The following is a 19,231-nucleotide window of genomic DNA, read 5'->3' as shown; positions in this document are numbered from 1 at the left end:
CGTAGTCGGCGTGGCCGGGGCAGTCGACATGCGCATAGTGGCGCGCGTCGGTCTCGTATTCCACATGCGCGGTCGAGATGGTGATGCCGCGCGCTTTCTCTTCCGGCGCGCCGTCAATCTGGTCATACGCCTTGAAGTCACCGAAATACTTGGTGATCGCTGCGGTCAGCGTCGTCTTGCCGTGGTCAACATGCCCAATCGTGCCGATGTTGACGTGCGGTTTTGTACGCTCAAACTTTTCCTTTGCCATTCCTCAGGCGCCCTTTTGCGATTTGGGGGACCCTTGGTCCCGGGTTACTATCTGCGCGCGCGAGATATTTGGTTCAAAGGGGAAAATCAAGCACATCCTGAGGGAAATGCGGTTATCCCGCCGGATTTTGCGTAACCTCGGTGGAATCGAGGGGCTGGATCAGGTCTGGCCGTTTTTCGAACCAGCCATTCTCTTCATGTTCTTCAGCCAGCCACTCTTCGACCCGGTCGGCTACTTTCAGTGACAGACCGGCCATCTGTTCGTTTTTGGTACGCTCGTGCCCCGACCCTTTCAGCGCACTGCCTCCGGTCGTGTCTTCCAGCACCTGGAACTGCTTTCCCTTTGCCAGAAACTTTTCTTTCTTCACGTCATAAACGTTGACCAGCACAATCGCAGTGCTTTTGGGATTGTAGATGATCGGGATTCCCGGGGGCGCCAGCATGTAGCCTTCCAGGCTGATTCCGATGTCATATTCCTGCGTACCTTCATAACGGCCCAGACGAATATCGACTGCATTCTGGATGGCCTTCGTCCATTCGTCGGGTGTTGCATCGCGGGATACTGGCCCTTGCACGGCCTTGTCAGCGAACGCGTAGTTGACCCGCAGCTTGAATTCACCCAGCGATTCAGGCGGCTCATAAACCTGCGTCTGCGTGCAAGCGGCCATCAGGGCCAATCCGGTGATTAGGGTCAGAATGCGCAACATGTCTCTCTGTCTCGATAGGCCTGTTTTTATTGGGTGTAGCGCACCGATACGGGTTGTGCCAAGCCGTATCGGTGGATTTCTACCGCAACCGGGGTCGGATCACGAAAACTTATAGTCCCGCGGGAAGCCGTAAGGCGCTTTTTTACCTACGCTGGCGCGCTTGGACAGCCATTGGGACATATCTGCCTCATGCCGGGTCTTGTCGCCTCCCATGGACCATTTCAGGCCCTCCTCCCAGTTGAAGGTGGTGATGTCAGACAGACCGCCGTCCAGCTCAAGCGTCCCCTGCCGCCCGCGTGCCATATTGTATTTTTGCAGGCGCACGCCCTTGCCGCGAGTCATTTCGGGCAATTCTTCTGTCGGGAAGACAAGGAACTTGCCGTTCTGCGACACGATTGCAACGTGGTCGCCCTCGACCGGTTTGCAGATCACTGCTGTTTCGTCGTCCTTGACGTTCAGCACCTGCTTGCCGTTTCGCGTCTGGGCCAGCACGTCATCTTCGGGCACCATGAACCCGTTGCCCGCATCCGAGGCCACCAGCAGCTTGCGCCCCGGTTTGTGGATCAGGATATCGATGATCCGTGCCTCGTTCGGCAAATCGACCATGAGGCGCAGGGGTTCGCCCATGCCCCGCCCGCCGGGCAGGTTGGCCGCGCTGACTGTATAGAACCGCCCGTTCGAAGCGAAGACCAGCAACCGATCGGTCGTTTCCGCATGGAAGGTAAAGCGCGGCCCGTCGCCATCCTTGAACTTCAATTCACGGGTCAGGTCGATATGACCGGTCATGGCGCGAATCCAACCCATCTGAGAGCAGACGACCGTGATCGGTTCGCGGTCGATCATCGCCTCAAGCGGCACCTCTTCGACCTCACTCGCTTCGGCGAACCGCGTGCGGCGCGCGCCGCCTTCGTAATCTTTGCCGAAGGTCTTTTTCGTCTCTTTCAACTGCTCGGAAATCTTGGCCCATTGCAGGCCTTCGTCGGCCAACAAGTCTTCGAGGTTGGCACGTTCCAGCATCAACTCATCGCGTTCGCGAACCAGCTCCATCTCTTCCAGACGGCGTAGGCTGCGCAGGCGCATGTTGAGGATCGCGTCAACCTGAACCTCGGACAACTCGCCCTCGCCCGGTTTGGGTGAGACATAGTCGGCCTCGCTGGTGGCGCGGATGTGGGCGATCCCCCAATCCTCGCGCATCAGCGCGGCTTTGGGGTCTTCGTCGTAGCGGATGATGTCTATCACACGGTCGAGGTTCAGGAAGGCAACGATAAAGCCCTCCAACACTTCCAGCCGGTGGTCGATCTTGGCCATGCGGTGGCGCGAGCGGCGCAGCAGCACCTCTTGTCGGTGATCTAGAAACGCGCGCAGCACTTCCTTCATCGAGCAGACCTTGGGCGTCACCCCGTCGATCAGCACGTTCATGTTCAGGCTGAACCGCACCTCAAGGTCCGAGTTGCGATAAAGCATGCCCATCAGCACCTCAGGGTCCACATTCTTGGAGCGCGGCTCGAGGATCAGACGGATGTCATCGGCGGATTCGTCGCGCACATCGGCAAGGATCGGGATTTTCTTGGTCTGGATCAGCTCGGCGATCTTCTCGATCAGCTTGGACTTTTGAACCTGATAAGGAATCTCGGTGACGATGATCTGCCACTGTCCGCGCCCCAAGTCCTCGACCTCGTACTTGCAGCGCAAACGGAACGAACCGCGCCCGGTGCGATAGGCTTGCGCGATATTCTCGGGCGGCTCGACAATCACGCCTCCGGTCGGGAAATCTGGGCCGGGCACGTAGTTCAGCAACGTGTCGTCGCGCGCCTCCGGTGTCTTGATCAGATGCAGACAGGCATCGCAGAGTTCCGAGATGTTGTGCGGCGGGATATTCGTTGCCATCCCCACCGCGATACCACTTGCGCCATTGGCCAGCAGGTTCGGGAACTGTGCAGGCAGCACGACCGGTTCGGTCAGGGTGCCGTCGTAATTGTCGCGGAAATCAACGGCGTCTTCGTTCAACCCTTCCAGCAGCGCCTCGGCCACGATGGTCATCCGCGCCTCGGTGTATCGCGAAGCCGCCGGGTTATCGCCGTCGATATTGCCGAAATTGCCCTGCCCGTCGACCAGCGGATAGCGGACGTTGAAATCCTGCGCCAGGCGCGCCATCGCATCGTAAATTGCAGCATCGCCATGCGGGTGATAGTTGCCCATCACGTCGCCGGAGATCTTGGCAGACTTCCGGAAACCTCCGGTTGCACTGAGTCGCAACTCTCTCATCGCATAGAGGATTCGGCGGTGAACCGGCTTCAACCCGTCCCGCGCATCGGGCAGCGCCCGGTGCATGATAGTGGACAGCGCATAGGTCAGATACCGCTCACCAATCGCGCGGCGCAGCGGTTCCGCCACCTCGCCCCCACCTGCAGGGGCCTCCATGTTGGGGTCATCGATCGTATCGTTCATATATGATGTGATACGACGCAAGTGCGCCCTGGTAAAGCGAGCAGCACATAAATTGCTGGGGAAAAGTCGTGCTTTTTGCAACAGGGGGAGACACCGTGTTGTTTTCCCCCATTTTTCGACTCGTCACCCAAAATATGCTAAGATCTCATCAATTGATTTGCTGCCATTTGTTGATGTTACGATTGCTTTGGGGGATGCGCCATGACGCGCCTGATACTTGTTACCTTTGCCGCGCTCGGCTGGACCTTTTATGTGATGAGCGGCGGCCCCGATTTTGAACCGCGCGGCGTACGCCCTGCCAAACCGGAACGCGTGGTTGTCGTGGCCGAACCGGTTGCCCCGGTCGTTGAACCTGCACCTGTCGAAGATTTGGTCACCCGGGCCGCCGTCAAACCCGCTCTGGTGGATCCACCTGTTGCCGAGGCGGTAACCCAGTTGGGCGAGACCGAAACAAAGGCCCTCCTCTCGCAGGTCGCGGCTGGCCTGAAAGCCAATCCCTCGCTGTTTAAAGACGAAAGCGTGACACTGACCCTGGCGTCACTGGAACAGGGTGTGACCGCACTGGAGCAGGTGGTCACCGACGCTGAGTTGCCCGTCGTCAAACTGCCCACGCCTGCCGAGGCCCAGACCGACATCCGCGAAATTTCGGGCACCCGGGTTAATCTGCGCGATGGCCCCGGCACGATCTATCCCATCATCGGCAAGGCCGCGCTTGGCCAACGGGTCGAGGTCCTGAGTGACTCCGGCACCGGCTGGCTGCGCCTGCGCGTGTTGCCCGCGCAACAGGTTGGGTGGATTTCAGCATCACTTGTCCGGAAAACATCAAACTGACGCCCGGACGTCATTGCCCTGCCGCAAACCCCACCCTAGCTTTTGGCGGGGTTCAACTTCGGAAGGCACATGCAGAAATCGATTCTTATTACGGGATGCTCGTCGGGCATTGGGCTGGACGCAGCACACGGAATGCGTGCACGAGGCTGGCGTGTGTTTGCATCCTGCCGACAGCAGCGCGACTGTGATCGCCTGCGCGCGCAAGGGTTTGAAAGCCCAAGAATCGACTATACTGACCAAGACACCATTTCCTCGGGATTGTCATACGTACTTGAAGCAACGGGCGGTACGCTGGACGCGCTGTTCAACAACGGCGCGCATGGACTGCCTGGTGCGGTTGAAGACGTCCCGACAGACGCTCTGCGCCATATCTTTGAAACAAATGTCTTTGGATGGCACGAGCTGACCCGACAGGTTATTCCCGTCATGCGCGAGCAGGGCCACGGCCGGATCGTGCAATGTTCCTCGGTACTGGGCCTTGTCGCCTTCCCCTGGCGCGGCGCATATGTCGCCACCAAATACGCCATCGAAGGACTGACCGACACCTTGCGGCTGGAGCTGCGGGATACCGGCATTCAGGTCGTTTTGATCGAGCCCGGCCCGATCACCTCGAAGCTCAGGGAAAAGGCAATCCCGGTGTTCGAAAAGTACATCGACTGGGAGAGCTCGGCCCTGCGGGAAAAATACGAAGGTTCGCTGCTGAAGCGGTTATACGAAAACAGTGCACCGGACCGGTTCGAACTGCCCGCCTCCGCCGTCACCGACAAGCTGGCCCATGCGGTCGAGGCGCGCCGCCCCAAACCACGCTACTATGTAACCACCCCGACATATGTCGCAGGGGTTCTGCGCCGGATTCTGCCAACAAAAGCCACGGACCGCATCCTTTCGGATATCTGAGACGTTATTTCCCGTTCGCTTTTCGGTGCCTTGACGCTAGATGGGTGATAATCGAGAAAACCGGACGGTGACTTTAAATGGACCCTTTAATGGTCATTCTGCTTCTGGCCATGGCGGCGGTTGTCGTTGTGTTAGCCCTGGGCATCGCGAATTTCGGCAAAGGCGGCATGGAAGCAGCTAAGAAAAGCAACAAGATGATGCGCCTGCGCATCCTCTTTCAGTTCATCGCCGTTATTTTAATCGTGATTTACGTCTATCTACGCGGGCAAGGAGTACAGTAATGGTTGTACTGAACAAAATCTACACACGCACCGGCGACGATGGCAAAACCGCACTGGGAAATGGCGAGCGTGTGGCAAAGTATTCGGGACGCGTTGCCGCCTACGGAACAGTGGACGAGTTGAATTCTTTTGTTGGCGTGGCCCGCACCGAGGCTGAAGGCGAAGTCGATGCCGCCCTGTCGCGGATTCAGAACGACCTGTTTGATCTTGGCGCAGATTTCTGCCGCCCTGAAATGGAGAAGGATGCCGAAGCGGACTATCCACCGCTGCGAATCGTATCCGCTCAGATCGACCGGCTGGAAGCCGAAATTGACATCATGAACGAAACATTGGAACCGCTGCGCAGCTTTATCCTGCCGGGGGGGTCGCGGCTGGCCGCGCATTTGCACGTGTGCCGCACCGTATCGCGTCGCGCCGAGCGATTGGCAGTCGAGTTGACAAATATGGAACCGGTTAACGACGTGGCCGTCAAATACCTCAACCGGCTAAGTGACTGGTTTTTCGTCGCGGCCCGTTGCGCAAACAATGATGGCAAGGACGACGTGCTGTGGGTTCCTGGCGCGAACCGCTGAATATTTCCCAGAAAATAGGCACAATGCGGGCAACAATCTTGCGTGCCTCAAGGTAAAAAACTGCAAAACGCGACGTCCCGACGCGACGACGTGACGATTTTGCTCTGTTTTGCGGGTGCAGCAGACGTTATCAAGTCCGACGAGAGCATTGGTGGAGTCGCCTTCGCGGCTTGCCGTTTTTTTGAGGAGAAAGCGCTACAATGAAGGTACTGGTACCTGTCAAACGCGTGATTGACTACAATGTGAAGGTCCGCGTGAAAGCGGACGGTAGCGGTGTTGATCTCGCCAATGTCAAAATGTCGATGAACCCGTTCGACGAGATTGCGGTTGAAGAGGCCATTCGCCTGAAAGAGGCTGGCAAGGCAGACGAAGTTGTTGCCGTTTCGATTGGTGTGAAGCAGGCGCAGGAGACGCTGCGGACCGCGCTGGCCATGGGGGCTGATCGCGCGATTCTGGTTGTTGCGACGGATGATGTGCACACCGATATCGAGCCGCTGGCGGTTGCCAAGATCCTGGCCAAAGTGGTCGAGGAAGAGCAGCCCGGCATCGTTCTGGCGGGCAAGCAGGCGATCGACAACGACATGAACGCCACCGGCCAGATGCTGTCGGCCCTGTTGGGCTGGTCGCAGGGCACCTTTGCCTCGGAACTGGATATCGAAGGCGACAGCGCCAAGATCACCCGCGAGGTGGATGGCGGGTTGCAGACCATCAGCGTCAAGATGCCGACCATCGTGACCGTTGACCTGCGCCTGAACGAGCCGCGTTATGCGTCGCTGCCCAACATCATGAAGGCGAAGAAAAAGCCGCTGGACGAGAAAACCGCCGCCGATTACGGCGTCGACGTCACGCCGCGCCTGGAAATCGTCAAGACCGAAGAACCGCCGGCACGGGCCGCAGGTATCATCGTTGGCTCGGTGGATGAGCTGGTTTCGAAACTCAAAGAAGTGGGGGCTGTGTAATGGCTGTACTTCTGCTTGCCGAAGTCAACAATGGCGAACTGGCGCTGGACGCCACCGCCAAGGCCGTCAACGCCGCTAAGGTGCTGGGTGACGTGACCGTTCTGGCCGCAGGTGGCTCGGCCGCCGCTGCCGGCGAGGCTGCCGCCAAGATCGACGGCGTGTCCAAGGTGCTGGTGGCCGAAGACGCATCGCTGGGTCATCGCCTGGCGGAATCGACCGCCGCGCTGATCGTGGGTCTGGCCGATGGGTACGAGCATATCGTGGCCCCCGCGACCACCGACGCCAAGAACGTGATGCCGCGCGTCGCAGCCCTGCTGGACGTGATGGTGATCTCGGATGCCTCGGGCGTGGTTGACGGCTCGACGTTTGAGCGCCCGATCTATGCGGGCAACGCGATCCAGACCGTGAAGTCGAACGACGCCAAGAAGGTCGTCACCATCCGCACAGCGTCCTTCGACGCGGCGGGGACCGGCGGCTCGGCTGCGGTCGAGACCGTCTCGGTCGGCGACAATCCCGGCCTTTCGTCGTGGGTCGAAGACAAGGTGGCCGCAAGTGACCGTCCGGAACTGACCTCGGCTGGCGTTGTTGTCTCGGGCGGCCGTGGTGTCGGCTCGGAAGAAGACTTCAAGCTGATCGAAGCTCTGGCTGACAAGCTGGGTGCTGCGGTTGGCGCGTCGCGCGCCGCTGTGGACTCGGGCTATGCCCCGAACGACTGGCAAGTGGGTCAGACCGGCAAGGTTGTTGCCCCCGATCTTTATGTCGCCGTCGGCATCTCGGGCGCAATCCAGCACCTTGCGGGCATGAAGGATTCAAAGGTCATCGTTGCGATCAACAAGGACGAAGAAGCGCCGATCTTCCAGGTCGCCGACTTCGGACTGGTCGCCGACCTGTTCCAGGCGGTCCCGGAACTGACCGAAAAGCTCGGCTGAACGCAGCCCGGGGCCTTAGCCCCTCAACCACCAAAGGCCCGCAACCAAGCGGGCCTTTTTCAATTCAATCCCCTCAAAGCCACCTCAAGCTTCAAAGCAATCTCCCTATGCGCTGAGGGGCCAAGCATATGCTCGGCCACAGGCTGTTGCAGCGTCCCGAACAACACGTCCTCGATCTCGTCTGACAAGGAGGACACTCTGACCGAGCATTCCACGACACTGGCACATTGCGGTCGAACCTGTTCGATCATGTCAGCGTCGGGCAGGACAAGGTCGCGATGCCGGTCCTCCTGTCGCTGTATATGCAGCCAGAGAAGAACAACCTCCGGCTTGATCCGGCGTATCAGCTCGGATGTGTTGCGCAACCAAGTCTCTCGCAACTCCTGTGCCACAACCTCAAAGCGCGCGTCCTTTGTGGCCCGCAACCGTTCCAGCAAATGCCTGACAAAGTGGATTTCCGTGAAATCGACCTCGGGATAAAGATCCAGCAGATCGCGCGAAGGTTCAAGAAACCGATCATTCCGACGCGGATGCACGCGATAGAACCTGTTCGACTGGCAGGGCACGTCCAGCACTTGCAGCACACAACGGTCCGATCCGTTGACAAGGTTTAATACCCCCGGGTCGGCAAGCAACGCGTCAGCCCCGCAAAAAAGGTTACCAAAATTGATACAAGGTTTCGGCAACCTTTTTGCAAGCAATGCCGGGTACGGATATTCCACGAACCGGCCAAACGTCTCTTCTCCACCCAGGCAGGCCACATAAGGCGTATCAAGATTTCCGGGCGGCGACCGAAACCACAGATTTGATCCTGCATATTGGCACGCGGCCTCTGTGCCGTTGCTTACACGATGAAAGCTCATATTAAGCCCCCCAAATTTTTCACCCAATTGCCAATTTGCCGCCTTAGGTATTGAGAATCTCCTAATGCGCGCATTTGAAGCAAAATTGACCGGTTCGATCCCCTTGCCGCCCGCCCCGGTCTGCCGATACTGTCCCGGTATCCTCCAGGGCAAAGGCAGCTGAACATGGAAGTTAAATCGGTCGGGGTGATTGGCGCGGGTCAGATGGGCAACGGCATTGCCCATGTTCTGGCTTTGGCGGAATACGATGTCTTGCTGAATGATGTCAGTCAGGATGCGTTGAACAGCGCAATGGCCACGATCGAAGGCAACATGGCGCGTCAGGCATCACGTGGCAAGATCACTGACGATGCGATGCAGGCGGCCCTGAAGCGTATTACAACCACCCTTGAATTGCCGCAGCTGGGACAGACCGATCTGGTGATCGAAGCCGCAACCGAGCGGGAAACGGTCAAACAGGCCATTTTCGAAGATCTGCAACCGCACCTCCTGCCGCATACGATCCTGACGTCGAATACGTCGTCCATTTCCATCACGCGTTTGGCCAGCCGTACGGACCGGCCCGAACGTTTTATGGGTTTCCACTTCATGAACCCGGTTCCAATCATGCAATTGGTGGAACTGATCCGCGGCATCGCAACGGATGAGGAAACCTTCAAAGCCTGCAAGGCGGTCGTGGACCGGCTGGGCAAAACGGCCGCCAGCGCCGAAGATTTCCCGGCTTTCATCGTTAACCGCATCCTGATGCCGATGATCAACGAAGCCGTTTATACGCTTTATGAAGGTGTCGGAAGCGTCCAATCCATTGATCAATCGATGAAGCTGGGCGCGAATCATCCAATGGGGCCATTGGAACTGGCGGATTTCATCGGGCTGGACACATGTCTTGCCATCATGAACGTCTTGCATGATGGTCTGGCTGATACAAAGTATCGCCCCTGCCCGCTATTGACCAAATATGTCGAGGCCGGATGGCTGGGGCGCAAGACGCAACGCGGTTTCTATGACTATCGCGGCGAGGTGCCGGTTCCGACACGTTAAGTAAACCGCCCGTGCCCGGTACGGTACAGGTCAGATGAAAACACGGGTCAGGACTTGCCTGACTTGCCCAGCGACAGTGTATGGTTTCTGAGCCAGGTCATGAAACCACGCGGGTCTCTCTCCAACTGTTCCATGTCCTGATCCGAGATCGGATCGCCAATGACCGGCGATTGCGGTTTTTTGCACGAGCGGACGATTTCATGCAGCAACAAGCCTTGCCGCAGGATCGGCGACAGTTTGTTGGCGATCTGGTACCAGCGCGAGTTGCTGCCGGGAAAGAAAATCGGCACCACACGCGCGCCTGAACGGCGGATCATTTTTGCGGTGAACACATTCCACTCGCGCTCGACCGCGGGGCCAAACCAGTCATCCGAAGACATGACGACACCGGACGGGAACAGCGCCACGACACCGCCGTCTTTCAGATGGTCCATCGCCTTGCCACGCATTTCCAGCATCTTGGCCTGCGCTTCGGGGTCATGCGGAAACGGAACCGGGATCATGAAAGACGTCGCGGCCTCATCAAGACCCGTCAGGACCGAGCGGGTCAGAATGCGATAATCACTGCGGATCCGCCCTATCAACTCGGCCAGAATCATACCGTCCACCATTCCGTGAGGGTGGTTGGCAACGACAACGACGGGGCCGGATTTTGGAATACGGGCAATCTGTTCTTGCGGTGTGGTCAGGTCAATCCCCATCACCTCAAGCGCGCCGCCCCAGAACCGCTGGCCCCGGTAAAATTCGTTCTTTTTCTCGAATTTGTTGACCATCCGCAGAATGGTCAGCTTGCCCGTGCACCATTCGATGGCGCGAATGGCCGTCGAAGTCCAGGCATCGTCGAACGAGTTCGCATAGGTCAGAGTTCTACGGTCGTAGATCTCGCCCTGATCTGCGGTCCCATCCACCACCGGGCGTGTCTTGGTCTCGTGCGTCGTTTCCGCCAATTCCTGGTCTTCCCGTTCTTCCTGTCCCGGTAAGGGCAGCTTAGAACCCCTCTCCGAACTTGTCGTTCACAAGCGCTTCCAGAGCTTCTGCCAATGCTTCAGCATCCGGTCCGGAGGTCTCGACGTCAATAGTTGTTCCACGTGATGCTGCCAACATCAAAAGGCCCATAATACTGTCGCCTGACGCAGAAATTCCGTCCTTCGACACCTCGGCATGCGCGTCGAAACCTTCCACAACCTCGACCAGCTTCGCAGATGCGCGGGCATGCAGACCTTTTTCATTGATAATTTTCAGGCTTCGGGTGGTCATATTCATCAATCCGATTTTAGTCCAATGTCACATTTTGCGCATTGATGTATTTGCGTCCAGCTTCCATTGCCTGACGGACAGCATCACCAACGGGTAAGTGGCGGCTTTTGGCCAATTTAATGAGCATTGGCAGGTTTGCCCCATACAATATCCGCCGATCCTGAGGGGCGCAGGCCCGCAGGCTGAGATTTGAAGGGCTGCCGCCGAACAGGTCGGTTACAACGACAACACCGTCGCCCATATCCACTGCGTCAGCCGCACGACAGATTTCCGCCTGTTTTTCATCCCTGTCGTGGTCGGGTTCGATCGCAATGGCCACAAGGCCGGGCTGCGGTCCGACCACATGCTGTGTGGCGGCCAGGTATTCCTGGGCCAAACCGCCATGCGCAACGATCACAATTCCGATCAATCCGACCTCACACTCAACGACCGACGTTCCATCTCGCGATGCCTAATTGCCACCTGCTGCCCGTCCTCTGCAAGGGCCTTTGCAACAGCTTCTGCCATTGCGACGGATCTGTGTTGCCCACCCGTGCATCCAAAAGCCACCGACAGATGTGCTTTTCCTTCGGCCCGAAAGGCCGGCAGCAACAAAGTAAGCAAATCCATAACACGTTCAAGAAAGGGTGCGTAATTCATATCCGATTGAACAAAGCGCGCAACGTCCGAGTGCCGCCCGTCCGCCGCCCGCAACTCGGGGCGCCAATAGGGGTTTGCCAGAAACCGGCAATCAAAGACCATGTCCAGCCCGCGCGGAAGGCCCCGCTTGTACGAAAACGACTCGATTGAAACTGCCAGATGTCGCCCCCCTTGGGGCGCAAACCAGTTTTCAACTTCTTCCCGCAGCTGATGCACGTTCAGATGGCTTGTATCGATCAGGGTATCTGCAATCTCGCGTATGGGGGCCAGCAGCTCTTTTTCACGCTGAACGCCGGTCTCAGGGCTGGCATTCTTGGCAACGGGGTGCCGCCTGCGAGTTTCCGAAAACCGGCGCACCAACACGTCGTCGCTGCAATCCAGATACAGAACGGTCAAATCCACCCGCGCCATGCGACCCAGGCTTTCGGCCAGTTCGATAAACCCGATTGTCGAGAAATCGCGATTGCGGGCGTCAATGCCTAGCGCCATTGGGCGGTCGCTGTCCGCACTGTCCAGCAGGCGCAGCAACAGGCCCATCGGCAAGTTGTCGATAGCCTCAAAGCCCAGGTCTTCCAGGACATGAATGGCTGTGGATCTTCCGGCCCCTGATGGGCCTGTAACCAACACGATCCGCCGTTGCTCTGTCATTTGTTCGGCCATTCCGGGTGTACACGCCCATATTTCAGAAGCTGCATCAACGCTGCGGCCAAGTTGGGCACGCCTGCCCCGCGAAGCAAGGGAACAGTTTGCCCCAGCAGCACGATTGTCGCCTCGGCAGGCAACCTCTGCGGCTCGTTTTGATCCAGGTCTATAACATAGTCCAAAGGGACCGGTCCGAATGCATCCGCTTTGATCAAACCAATGTGACGGGCCTCGATCAAACCCTGTATCTGCGGCACGGCGGCGGCAATGACCTGATGGCCCCGCCTTGACAGTTCGACCCGATCATCCGCAACCAGCCCTGCCCCATAGGTCATCATCTGCAATGCCAATGCCGATTTTCCCGCGCCCGAGGCACCGACAATCAACAGCCCGCGCCCGGCCACTGTTATACATGAGGCATGAACACAAGCGCTGTCCCGGTCTTTGGCGTCTGACAGAGAACCTGCTTGCATGGTTTAAACGGGCAACCCCACCACAAAACGCGCGCCCAGCGGGTCTGACGTGATATCAGCCTCTGTCGGGCGGATATTCTCAGCCCAGATTACGCCGCCATGGGCTTCGACAATCTGTTTCGAGATGGCCAAACCGAGCCCCGAATTGTTGCCGAAATGCTCGGGTGGGCGTTGCGAATAGAATCGCTTGAACACTTTGGTCAAGGCCTGTTCCGGAATACCCGGCCCGGTGTCTTCGACCACGACAAGAACACGGTTGTCGCGCTGACGCACCCAGACCCTGATCGCGTCATTCTCTTCACAGAAGGAAATGGCATTGGTGATCAGATTGACGAAAACCTGCGCCAGCCGGGCCTCAAGCCCGTTGATGACAATCGGATCGGATGGCAGATCGGTGATATAGTCGATCCCCTTCGATCGCGCATCCTCACCCAGATATTGACCTAAATTGCCAATCAGTTTGAGCAGATCAAAGGGTTGCTCTTCTTCCTTGACCAGTTCCGCGTCAAGACGCGATGCGTTCGAGATGTCGCTGACCAGCCGGTCTAGACGCCGAACGTCATGCTCGATCACAGCCAGCAGCTTGTCGCGCTGATCTTCGCGCTTGACCATGCGAAATGTACCGACAGCGGATTGCAAGCTGGCCAGGGGGTTCTTGATTTCATGGGCGACATCAGCTGCGAACTGTTCGTTTGCGTCAATCCGATTATACAGAGCCGTTACCATGCCCCGCAAAGCGCGGCTAAGGCGGCCGATTTCATCCGGACGGGCGCTAAGATCAGGGATGCGAATGCGCCCCGGATTTACCCCTGTGCCCCGGTCCTTACCCATTTCCGCCGCTGCGGCCAGATCTGCCAGCGGGTTGGCAATGGTCGAAGCCAGCACAAGGCTCAGACCCACCGAAACCAGCAAAGCCACCACGAACATTTGCAGGATGCGTTCCTGCTCGCGACGGGCCAATGCGTCAATCTCGCCTGCTGGGCCGGTGATGGCGACCGCTCCGGCCGGGGTATCTTCGTAGAGGATCGGCGCAGCGGCCACGATCACGGTCTCACCTGCGGCGTCCTGAACAGCCTGCACCTGACTTTGGCCTGCCAGCGCCTGCGGGATTATTCCCTGCACCCGTTGTGCCAGCGTCGGTGCCTCGACCTCGGTCGACCAGTTGAGAAGGTTCGACACACCGATCCACACCGCGTTCAGCGTGTCGCTGATTACTGTGCTGCCGGTTTGCAGCTCGGAATTGGTTTGCAGAAGAACCGGCATGGCCGACACTTGCGGGGCGCCGCGTGTCCAGCCAATCAGGGTGCCACTGGCGTCATAGACAAAGACTTCGCCGCCTTCGGGAAGTGTCAATCCTGACAGCGTATCTCTTACGTCGAGGTTCCCAGCATCCTGTGCGGTGTGTTGCGCACCCTGTCGCAGCTGGGTTTCAAAGACGTTGCTGACCAGCTGCGCATCGCCAAGCAGATTGCGCGCTGTTTGCTGAACCGTCTCTTTCCGCGAATCGTCCAGATACAGCAGCCCCGTAACCAGGATCACCAGCGCGATCAGGTTAAAGGTGATGATCTTGCGCGCCAAAGGCGAGCCTCGCAGAGAAAACAGGTTTCTCTGAGAACGTTTTTCCCTCAGTTCCGCTGACTCGGAATCGTCGGGAATGACCCAGTCATCCCCGAGTACGACGTCACCGTCACGTAGTTCGCTTGCTGCTTCGGTGTCGCGCACGAGAGCCCATTACCCCTTGCTGGCGTGGCGCCTATTCTTCGTTGTACCGGTAACCGATACCATAAAGGGTTTCGATCGCCGAAAACTCGGGATCAGCCGCGCGCATCTTCTTGCGCAGACGCTTGATGTGGCTGTCGATCGTCCGGTCATCCACATAAACCTGATCATCATAGGCCACATCCATCAGCTGGTCGCGGCTTTTGACGAAACCCGGACGCTGGGCAAGTGCCTGAAGAAGCAGGAATTCGGTCACGGTCAGGGATACATCATTCCCTTTCCAGCTGACTGCATGGCGCAGCGGGTCCATCCGCAAGTCGCCGCGTTCCATAACCTTTGTGTCATTGCTATTGGCAGTGATCGCGTCGCCGCTTGTTGCTTCTTGCCGGCGCAGCAGCGCGCGGATGCGCTCAACCAGCAACCGTTGCGAGAAGGGCTTTTTTACATAGTCATCCGCGCCCATGCGCAGACCCAGAACCTCGTCGATTTCATCATCTTTCGAGGTCAGAAAGATCACCGGCATCTGCGTTTTCTGACGCAACCGCTGTAGCAGATCCATGCCATCCATACGCGGCATCTTTATATCGAGCACGGCCATGTCCGGCAACTTCTTGTTGAACGCATCCAACGCGGCCTGGCCATCATTATAAGTTTCAACCTCGAAACCTTCGGCTTCGAGTGTCATGGATACAGACGTCAGAATGTTTCTATCGTCATCCACAAGTGCAATCTTTGACATCGGGCTCACCCCTATTCCTGCTCACTCGCGCAATAATTCGCTTATTTGTAAGGCATTGTTGGCGGTTTTAAGACGCCGAATCAATCCGTAACTGCGAATCGTGCCTTTGTTGCGGCAGGTCTGCGGCAAATTTGCCTTTATGCCCGCAAAAATATGCCCGGTTCTCGGTCATCGAATTTTTGATGGCGCTAAACCCGAGCTTGGTTGCGCTAACTGCGTCAAACCCGCCTGTTCATGTCCTGAACGACCATGATAAGACGCGCTCAGCCGCCGGTTTTCCCGGTACACTGCCCCAAAGGCGCCTCAGGGCCCAAAGCCCCGGCGCCGCCACAGGAGAAGACACACATGACATCTGGACGGGTTAACCCGCAATTCCGCCTCGAGGATCAGGGCATCGAGGGTCTGGGCAATGTCTATTATAACTTCATGGAACCGGCGCTGATCGAAGAAGCGTTGAAGCGCGGCGAAGGTACACTTGGAAATGGCGGTGCCTTTCTGGTCACCACTGGCAAGTTCACCGGTCGCTCGCCCAAGGACAAGCATGTCGTCAAAACCAGCAGCGTGGCCGACACCATCTGGTGGGAAAACAATGCCGAGATGACGCCGGAGGGATTTGACGCCCTCTACCAAGACATGCTGGCGCATATGAAAGGCCGTGACTATTTCGTGCAGGACCTCGTCGGGGGCGCCGATCCAACCTACGCAATCAACGTGCGCATGGTGACCGAGCTTGCCTGGCACAACCTGTTCATCCGCCACCTGTTGCGCCGTCCCGACCGCGAGGATCTGGACGAGTTCACCGCAGACTTCACTATCATCAACTGCCCCAGCTTCAAGGCTGACCCGGCCAAACATAACTGCCGCGGCGAAACGGTGATCGCGCTGAACTTCGACCGCAAGCTGATCCTGATCGGCGGCACCGAATATGCAGGTGAAAATAAGAAATCCGTATTCACCCTGCTGAACTACATGCTGCCCGAAAAGGGTGTGATGCCGATGCACTGCTCGGCCAACCATGCTGTCGGCAACGCGGTCGACACCGCCGTGTTCTTTGGCCTGTCCGGCACTGGCAAGACAACCCTGTCCGCCGATCCGTCGCGCACGCTGATCGGGGATGACGAGCACGGCTGGTCGGATCGGGGCACCTTCAACTTCGAAGGCGGCTGCTATGCCAAGACCATCAACCTGAACGCCGAAGCCGAGCCGGAGATTTACGCGACCACCTCGAAATTCGGCACCGTGATCGAAAACATGGTCTTTGACCCTGAGACCAAGGAACTGGATTTCGACGACGACTCCCTGACCGCGAACATGCGTTGCGCCTATCCGCTTGAGTATATTTCGAACGCATCCAAAAGCGCGCTGGGTGGGCATCCGAAAAACATCATTATGCTGACCTGCGATGCCTTTGGTGTACTGCCTCCGATCGCGCGGCTGACGCCTGCGCAGGCAATGTATCACTTCCTGTCGGGTTTCACGTCAAAGGTGGCCGGGACCGAGCGAGGCGTTACCGAACCGCAACCCACTTTCTCGACCTGCTTTGGTGCTCCGTTCATGCCGCGCCGCCCGGAAGTCTACGGAAACCTGCTGCGCGACAAGATCGCCCAACACGGCGCGACCTGTTGGCTGGTCAACACAGGCTGGACCGGTGGCGCCTATGGTATCGGCAGCCGGATGCCGATCAAGGCCACCCGTGCCCTGCTGACCGCAGCGCTGGATGGTTCGCTGCGCGACGCCGAGTTCCGCAAGGACGCCAATTTCGGCTTTGACGTTCCCGTCTCTGTCCCGGGTGTCCCCGAAGTTCTGCTTGACCCACGTCGGACCTGGGATGATCAGGCCGCATTCGACAAACAGGCCGAGAAACTGGTGCAGATGTTTGCCGAGAACTTCGAGCAGTATCTGCCTTTCATTGATGACGACATCAAAGCCGTCGCAATCGGATAAACGAAAAAAAGGGGCCGCTGGGCCCCTTTCTTTTTACCGATCCGCAGCTTCTTTAGCCGTCCGCTAAATACTCATCTTATAGTTGTATGTCATTAAATGCACATACAAGTGCGTTGTTTCAAAGTGCGATCTGCGCTAGGCCTATTTACTGTTGAAACGAAAAAGCCCGGCACATTCGCGCCGGGCACTGACTGAAAGGACTTTGTGGAAGCTCATATGCGCACACTCACAACGCTGGATTGAGCAACCTAATCAGGCTTCTAGTCTAAGTAAACGGGGATGAGTGTCAACATGGGACTGGCTGGTTGGTATTGCGATCAGTGTGGTTCAAATGGTCGCGGACAGGCGGCGGTTGGCACAGAAAACTACAGGTAACACCATGACGGAAATCTCGAAACTCACCGAACTACGCAAATTGATGCAAAGCATGGAGCGGACGCTTGGGCTGGAAAAACTATCTCCGGTTGAGCGCGACATCTATTACGCCGCGGAAGAGCTTTCAAAATCCACTCAAGAAGTGCGTACGTTCGGGTTGATCGAGCATACGCTGGTCCAAAGCATTTCGCGCCCAACGTTTTTTCGCGCGCTGAAATCGCTGGTCGAAAAAGGCTATCTTTCACAAAGTGGCAGCGCCAATCGCGGGCGGTACATCGTTCATGCCCCCAGATGACGCGCCCCGTGCGTGCACGGTGATGTGATCGCGATGCGCGGCTGGGCGACTGACACCCTTGCGGCTTCACTGGCTTATGTTCTGGCGTCGATACTGACCTTCGCTGTGCTGATGCCAATGCAGAACGTGTTTTTTCCGGAATATCCAAGCCGGGCGAGCCTGCTGTTTTTGCCGCATGGCGTACGGGTTCTGTCGGCCTGGCTGTTGGGGTGGCGCGCAATATTCGCATTGCTGCCGGGTGTGTTCATCGTCTTTGCCTATCTGGCGGGAACGGATGTTTTCCTGCCCACCCGCCTGCTGGCAATTGCTGTCGCCGTCCTGACGGTTCCTGCGGTTTTCTATCTGCTGAAGGCTGTCGGATGGGACCTGTTCCCCAACCCGAACCGCAAACCCTGCTGGGTTTGCGTTATGGGCGTGGGCATAGCCACATCCTTTCTGGTCTCTGGCCTGACCAATCTATTCTTTGGCAGTGCAACGGTTGAGTACATCGCGTTCCTGATCGGCGACATTTCGGGCCTGTTCTTTCTGATGCTGGGTCTGTATTTCGCGTTCCGGTTTGCAGACAGGCGACCGGACTAGAGCTTCAGCCCATCAGGCCACGCCGCAGTAGGTTCAAGCCCGCCACCAGCAAAACGAACAGCGTGGCCTTGCGAAAGCTGGCCTGATCGATGCGATCCTGCAGTTTCAATCCGACCCACATCCCTAGCATGGCAGGAACGATCAGGATTACTGAAAACGGAACCGTTTGCACGCGCAGAAAACCGGACCAGACATGCGCGGCCAGCAGCATGACCGCCCCCAATCCATAGATGACACCCTGAATTTGGATCTGCTCTTTCTTCGGGGTATTCAAGGCCGTCAGATATGCAACTGTGGGGGGACCCCAAATGCCCGACATGCCACCCACGAACCCGGCGACACCGCCAACAACGGCCTCAACACCGGTTGATGGATGATTTAGCACCAGCCTGACGCCCAGAACCTGCACAAGGGCGAAGAAGGACACGAACGCGCCGATCAGCAGCAGGAAGACCGAGCCGGGCACCAGCGTGACCAGCTGTGCGCTCAGCACCAGAAAAATACCGCCAACCACCAGGAACACCCGAAACCGGCGAATAGAGCTGAGTGCGGCGCTGGCGCCCCCGCGAAAAGCCTGAACGCCATTGGTGACAAGGGTCGGCAGGATCAGCCCCGCCAAGGTCAGATCCGGCGGCAGAAACGAATTCAGGCCAGATACAAACACCATGGGCATGGCAAATCCAACCATGCCCTTGACCCACCCTGCGGCAAAGGCAACGGCGATGGCAAGTAACAGCTCTTGCGGCGACAGAAGGGAAAACAGGTCCATGCCCTCTAGATATCATCTGGATT

At 57.8% G+C, this 19,231-nt stretch carries 22 protein-coding genes; 10 read left to right on the top strand and 12 right to left on the bottom strand.

Going from position 1 to position 19,231, the window contains the following annotated elements:
- The 3 genes from ACR0JI_RS14615 to ACR0JI_RS14605 all read right to left on the bottom strand — a co-directional run.
- The coding region (locus ACR0JI_RS14615) for a GTP-binding protein (protein ID WP_480494595.1) at nt 1-250 on the bottom strand (250 nt) is incomplete at its 3' end.
- A 112-nt stretch (nt 251-362) separates the two neighbouring features.
- On the bottom strand, nt 363-956 hold the full coding sequence (locus ACR0JI_RS14610; protein ID WP_480473846.1) for a hypothetical protein: 594 nt from the start codon (nt 954-956) through the stop codon (nt 363-365).
- 99 nt (nt 957-1,055) lie between these two features.
- On the bottom strand, nt 1,056-3,404 hold the full coding sequence (locus tag ACR0JI_RS14605; protein ID WP_480494597.1) for a DNA topoisomerase IV subunit A: 2,349 nt from the start codon (nt 3,402-3,404) through the stop codon (nt 1,056-1,058).
- A 201-nt stretch (nt 3,405-3,605) separates the two neighbouring features.
- On the opposite strand from ACR0JI_RS14605, the gene ACR0JI_RS14600 reads away from it, so the two are divergent.
- The 6 genes from ACR0JI_RS14600 to ACR0JI_RS14575 all read left to right on the top strand — a co-directional run bounded on the left by ACR0JI_RS14600 (nt 3,606) and on the right by ACR0JI_RS14575 (nt 7,873).
- Entirely contained in the window at nt 3,606-4,235 is a 630-nt protein-coding gene (locus ACR0JI_RS14600; RefSeq protein ID WP_480494599.1) for an SH3 domain-containing protein, read from the top strand.
- Nucleotides 4,236-4,304: 69 nt separating this feature from the next.
- Nucleotides 4,305-5,132 (top strand): SDR family NAD(P)-dependent oxidoreductase, encoded by an 828-nt coding sequence (locus ACR0JI_RS14595; RefSeq protein ID WP_480494602.1) that lies wholly within the window; start codon nt 4,305-4,307, stop codon nt 5,130-5,132.
- Between the two features lie 77 nt (nt 5,133-5,209).
- Nucleotides 5,210-5,413, top strand: a complete 204-nt coding sequence (locus tag ACR0JI_RS14590; RefSeq protein ID WP_480494604.1) for a twin transmembrane helix small protein — start codon at nt 5,210-5,212, stop codon at nt 5,411-5,413.
- Nucleotides 5,413-5,985, top strand: a complete 573-nt coding sequence (locus ACR0JI_RS14585) for a cob(I)yrinic acid a,c-diamide adenosyltransferase (RefSeq protein ID WP_267364209.1) — start codon at nt 5,413-5,415, stop codon at nt 5,983-5,985. Before ACR0JI_RS14590 ends, ACR0JI_RS14585 begins: the two co-directional genes overlap by 1 nt.
- A gap of 200 nt (nt 5,986-6,185) precedes the next feature.
- A complete protein-coding gene (locus tag ACR0JI_RS14580; protein WP_209506332.1) occupies nt 6,186-6,944 on the top strand; it encodes an electron transfer flavoprotein subunit beta/FixA family protein in 759 nt (252 codons plus the stop codon).
- Nucleotides 6,944-7,873: an electron transfer flavoprotein subunit alpha/FixB family protein gene (locus tag ACR0JI_RS14575; protein WP_480494607.1), complete on the top strand. Its 930-nt coding sequence runs from the start codon at nt 6,944-6,946 to the stop codon at nt 7,871-7,873. Before ACR0JI_RS14580 ends, ACR0JI_RS14575 begins: the two co-directional genes overlap by 1 nt.
- A 59-nt stretch (nt 7,874-7,932) precedes the next feature.
- On the opposite strand, the gene ACR0JI_RS14570 is transcribed toward ACR0JI_RS14575, so the two are convergent.
- Complete coding sequence (locus ACR0JI_RS14570) at nt 7,933-8,736, bottom strand: DUF6473 family protein (protein ID WP_480494609.1); 804 nt, start codon at nt 8,734-8,736, stop codon at nt 7,933-7,935.
- Nucleotides 8,737-8,901: 165 nt separating this feature from the next.
- Here ACR0JI_RS14570 and ACR0JI_RS14565 point away from each other — a divergent pair, with 165 nt between their 5' ends.
- Nucleotides 8,902-9,777 (top strand): 3-hydroxybutyryl-CoA dehydrogenase, encoded by an 876-nt coding sequence (locus tag ACR0JI_RS14565; RefSeq protein WP_209506328.1) that lies wholly within the window; start codon nt 8,902-8,904, stop codon nt 9,775-9,777.
- A 47-nt stretch (nt 9,778-9,824) separates the two neighbouring features.
- Here the strand turns inward: ACR0JI_RS14565 and ACR0JI_RS14560 are convergent, their stop codons facing one another.
- The 7 genes from ACR0JI_RS14560 to ACR0JI_RS14530 are packed head-to-tail and all read right to left on the bottom strand — an operon-like array spanning nt 9,825 to nt 15,246.
- Nucleotides 9,825-10,724, bottom strand: a complete 900-nt coding sequence (locus tag ACR0JI_RS14560; protein WP_480494611.1) for a lysophospholipid acyltransferase family protein — start codon at nt 10,722-10,724, stop codon at nt 9,825-9,827.
- A 40-nt stretch (nt 10,725-10,764) separates the two neighbouring features.
- Nucleotides 10,765-11,034: an HPr family phosphocarrier protein gene (locus ACR0JI_RS14555; RefSeq protein WP_209506323.1), complete on the bottom strand. Its 270-nt coding sequence runs from the start codon at nt 11,032-11,034 to the stop codon at nt 10,765-10,767.
- A 16-nt stretch (nt 11,035-11,050) separates the two neighbouring features.
- Nucleotides 11,051-11,443, bottom strand: a complete 393-nt coding sequence (locus tag ACR0JI_RS14550) for a PTS sugar transporter subunit IIA (RefSeq protein WP_267364203.1) — start codon at nt 11,441-11,443, stop codon at nt 11,051-11,053.
- Complete coding sequence (gene rapZ / locus ACR0JI_RS14545; RefSeq protein ID WP_480473854.1) at nt 11,440-12,321, bottom strand: RNase adapter RapZ; 882 nt, start codon at nt 12,319-12,321, stop codon at nt 11,440-11,442. Before rapZ ends, ACR0JI_RS14550 begins: the two co-directional genes overlap by 4 nt.
- On the bottom strand, nt 12,318-12,788 hold the full coding sequence (locus ACR0JI_RS14540) for an HPr kinase/phosphorylase (protein ID WP_480494613.1): 471 nt from the start codon (nt 12,786-12,788) through the stop codon (nt 12,318-12,320). Before ACR0JI_RS14540 ends, rapZ begins: the two co-directional genes overlap by 4 nt.
- Before the next feature lie 3 nt (nt 12,789-12,791).
- Nucleotides 12,792-14,510, bottom strand: a complete 1,719-nt coding sequence (locus ACR0JI_RS14535) for an ATP-binding protein (protein ID WP_480473856.1) — start codon at nt 14,508-14,510, stop codon at nt 12,792-12,794.
- A 31-nt stretch (nt 14,511-14,541) separates the two neighbouring features.
- Nucleotides 14,542-15,246, bottom strand: coding sequence for a response regulator transcription factor (locus tag ACR0JI_RS14530; protein WP_209506312.1), 705 nt, complete (start codon nt 15,244-15,246; stop codon nt 14,542-14,544).
- A gap of 345 nt (nt 15,247-15,591) precedes the next feature.
- Between ACR0JI_RS14530 and ACR0JI_RS14525 the strand changes: the two genes are divergently transcribed.
- From ACR0JI_RS14525 to ACR0JI_RS14515, 3 genes are all read left to right on the top strand, one after another.
- Nucleotides 15,592-17,190 carry a phosphoenolpyruvate carboxykinase gene (locus tag ACR0JI_RS14525; RefSeq protein WP_480473857.1) on the top strand — a complete coding sequence of 533 codons (1,599 nt, stop codon included), beginning with the start codon at nt 15,592-15,594 and terminating at the stop codon, nt 17,188-17,190.
- Nucleotides 17,191-17,473: 283 nt separating this feature from the next.
- On the top strand, nt 17,474-17,860 hold the full coding sequence (locus ACR0JI_RS14520) for a hypothetical protein (RefSeq protein ID WP_480473858.1): 387 nt from the start codon (nt 17,474-17,476) through the stop codon (nt 17,858-17,860).
- 33 nt (nt 17,861-17,893) lie between these two features.
- Nucleotides 17,894-18,439, top strand: coding sequence for a hypothetical protein (locus ACR0JI_RS14515; protein ID WP_480494615.1), 546 nt, complete (start codon nt 17,894-17,896; stop codon nt 18,437-18,439).
- 4 nt (nt 18,440-18,443) lie between these two features.
- On the opposite strand, the gene ACR0JI_RS14510 is transcribed toward ACR0JI_RS14515, so the two are convergent.
- The gene (locus tag ACR0JI_RS14510; protein WP_480473860.1) at nt 18,444-19,208 is read right to left on the bottom strand and encodes a sulfite exporter TauE/SafE family protein; all 765 of its coding nucleotides are present in this window, start codon (nt 19,206-19,208) and stop codon (nt 18,444-18,446) included.
- Nucleotides 19,209-19,231: the final 23 nt, after the last annotated feature.

The sequence above is a fragment of the Ruegeria sp. N10 genome, assembly GCF_056531545.1.
This window is presented reverse-complemented; position numbering and strand designations above follow the sequence as displayed.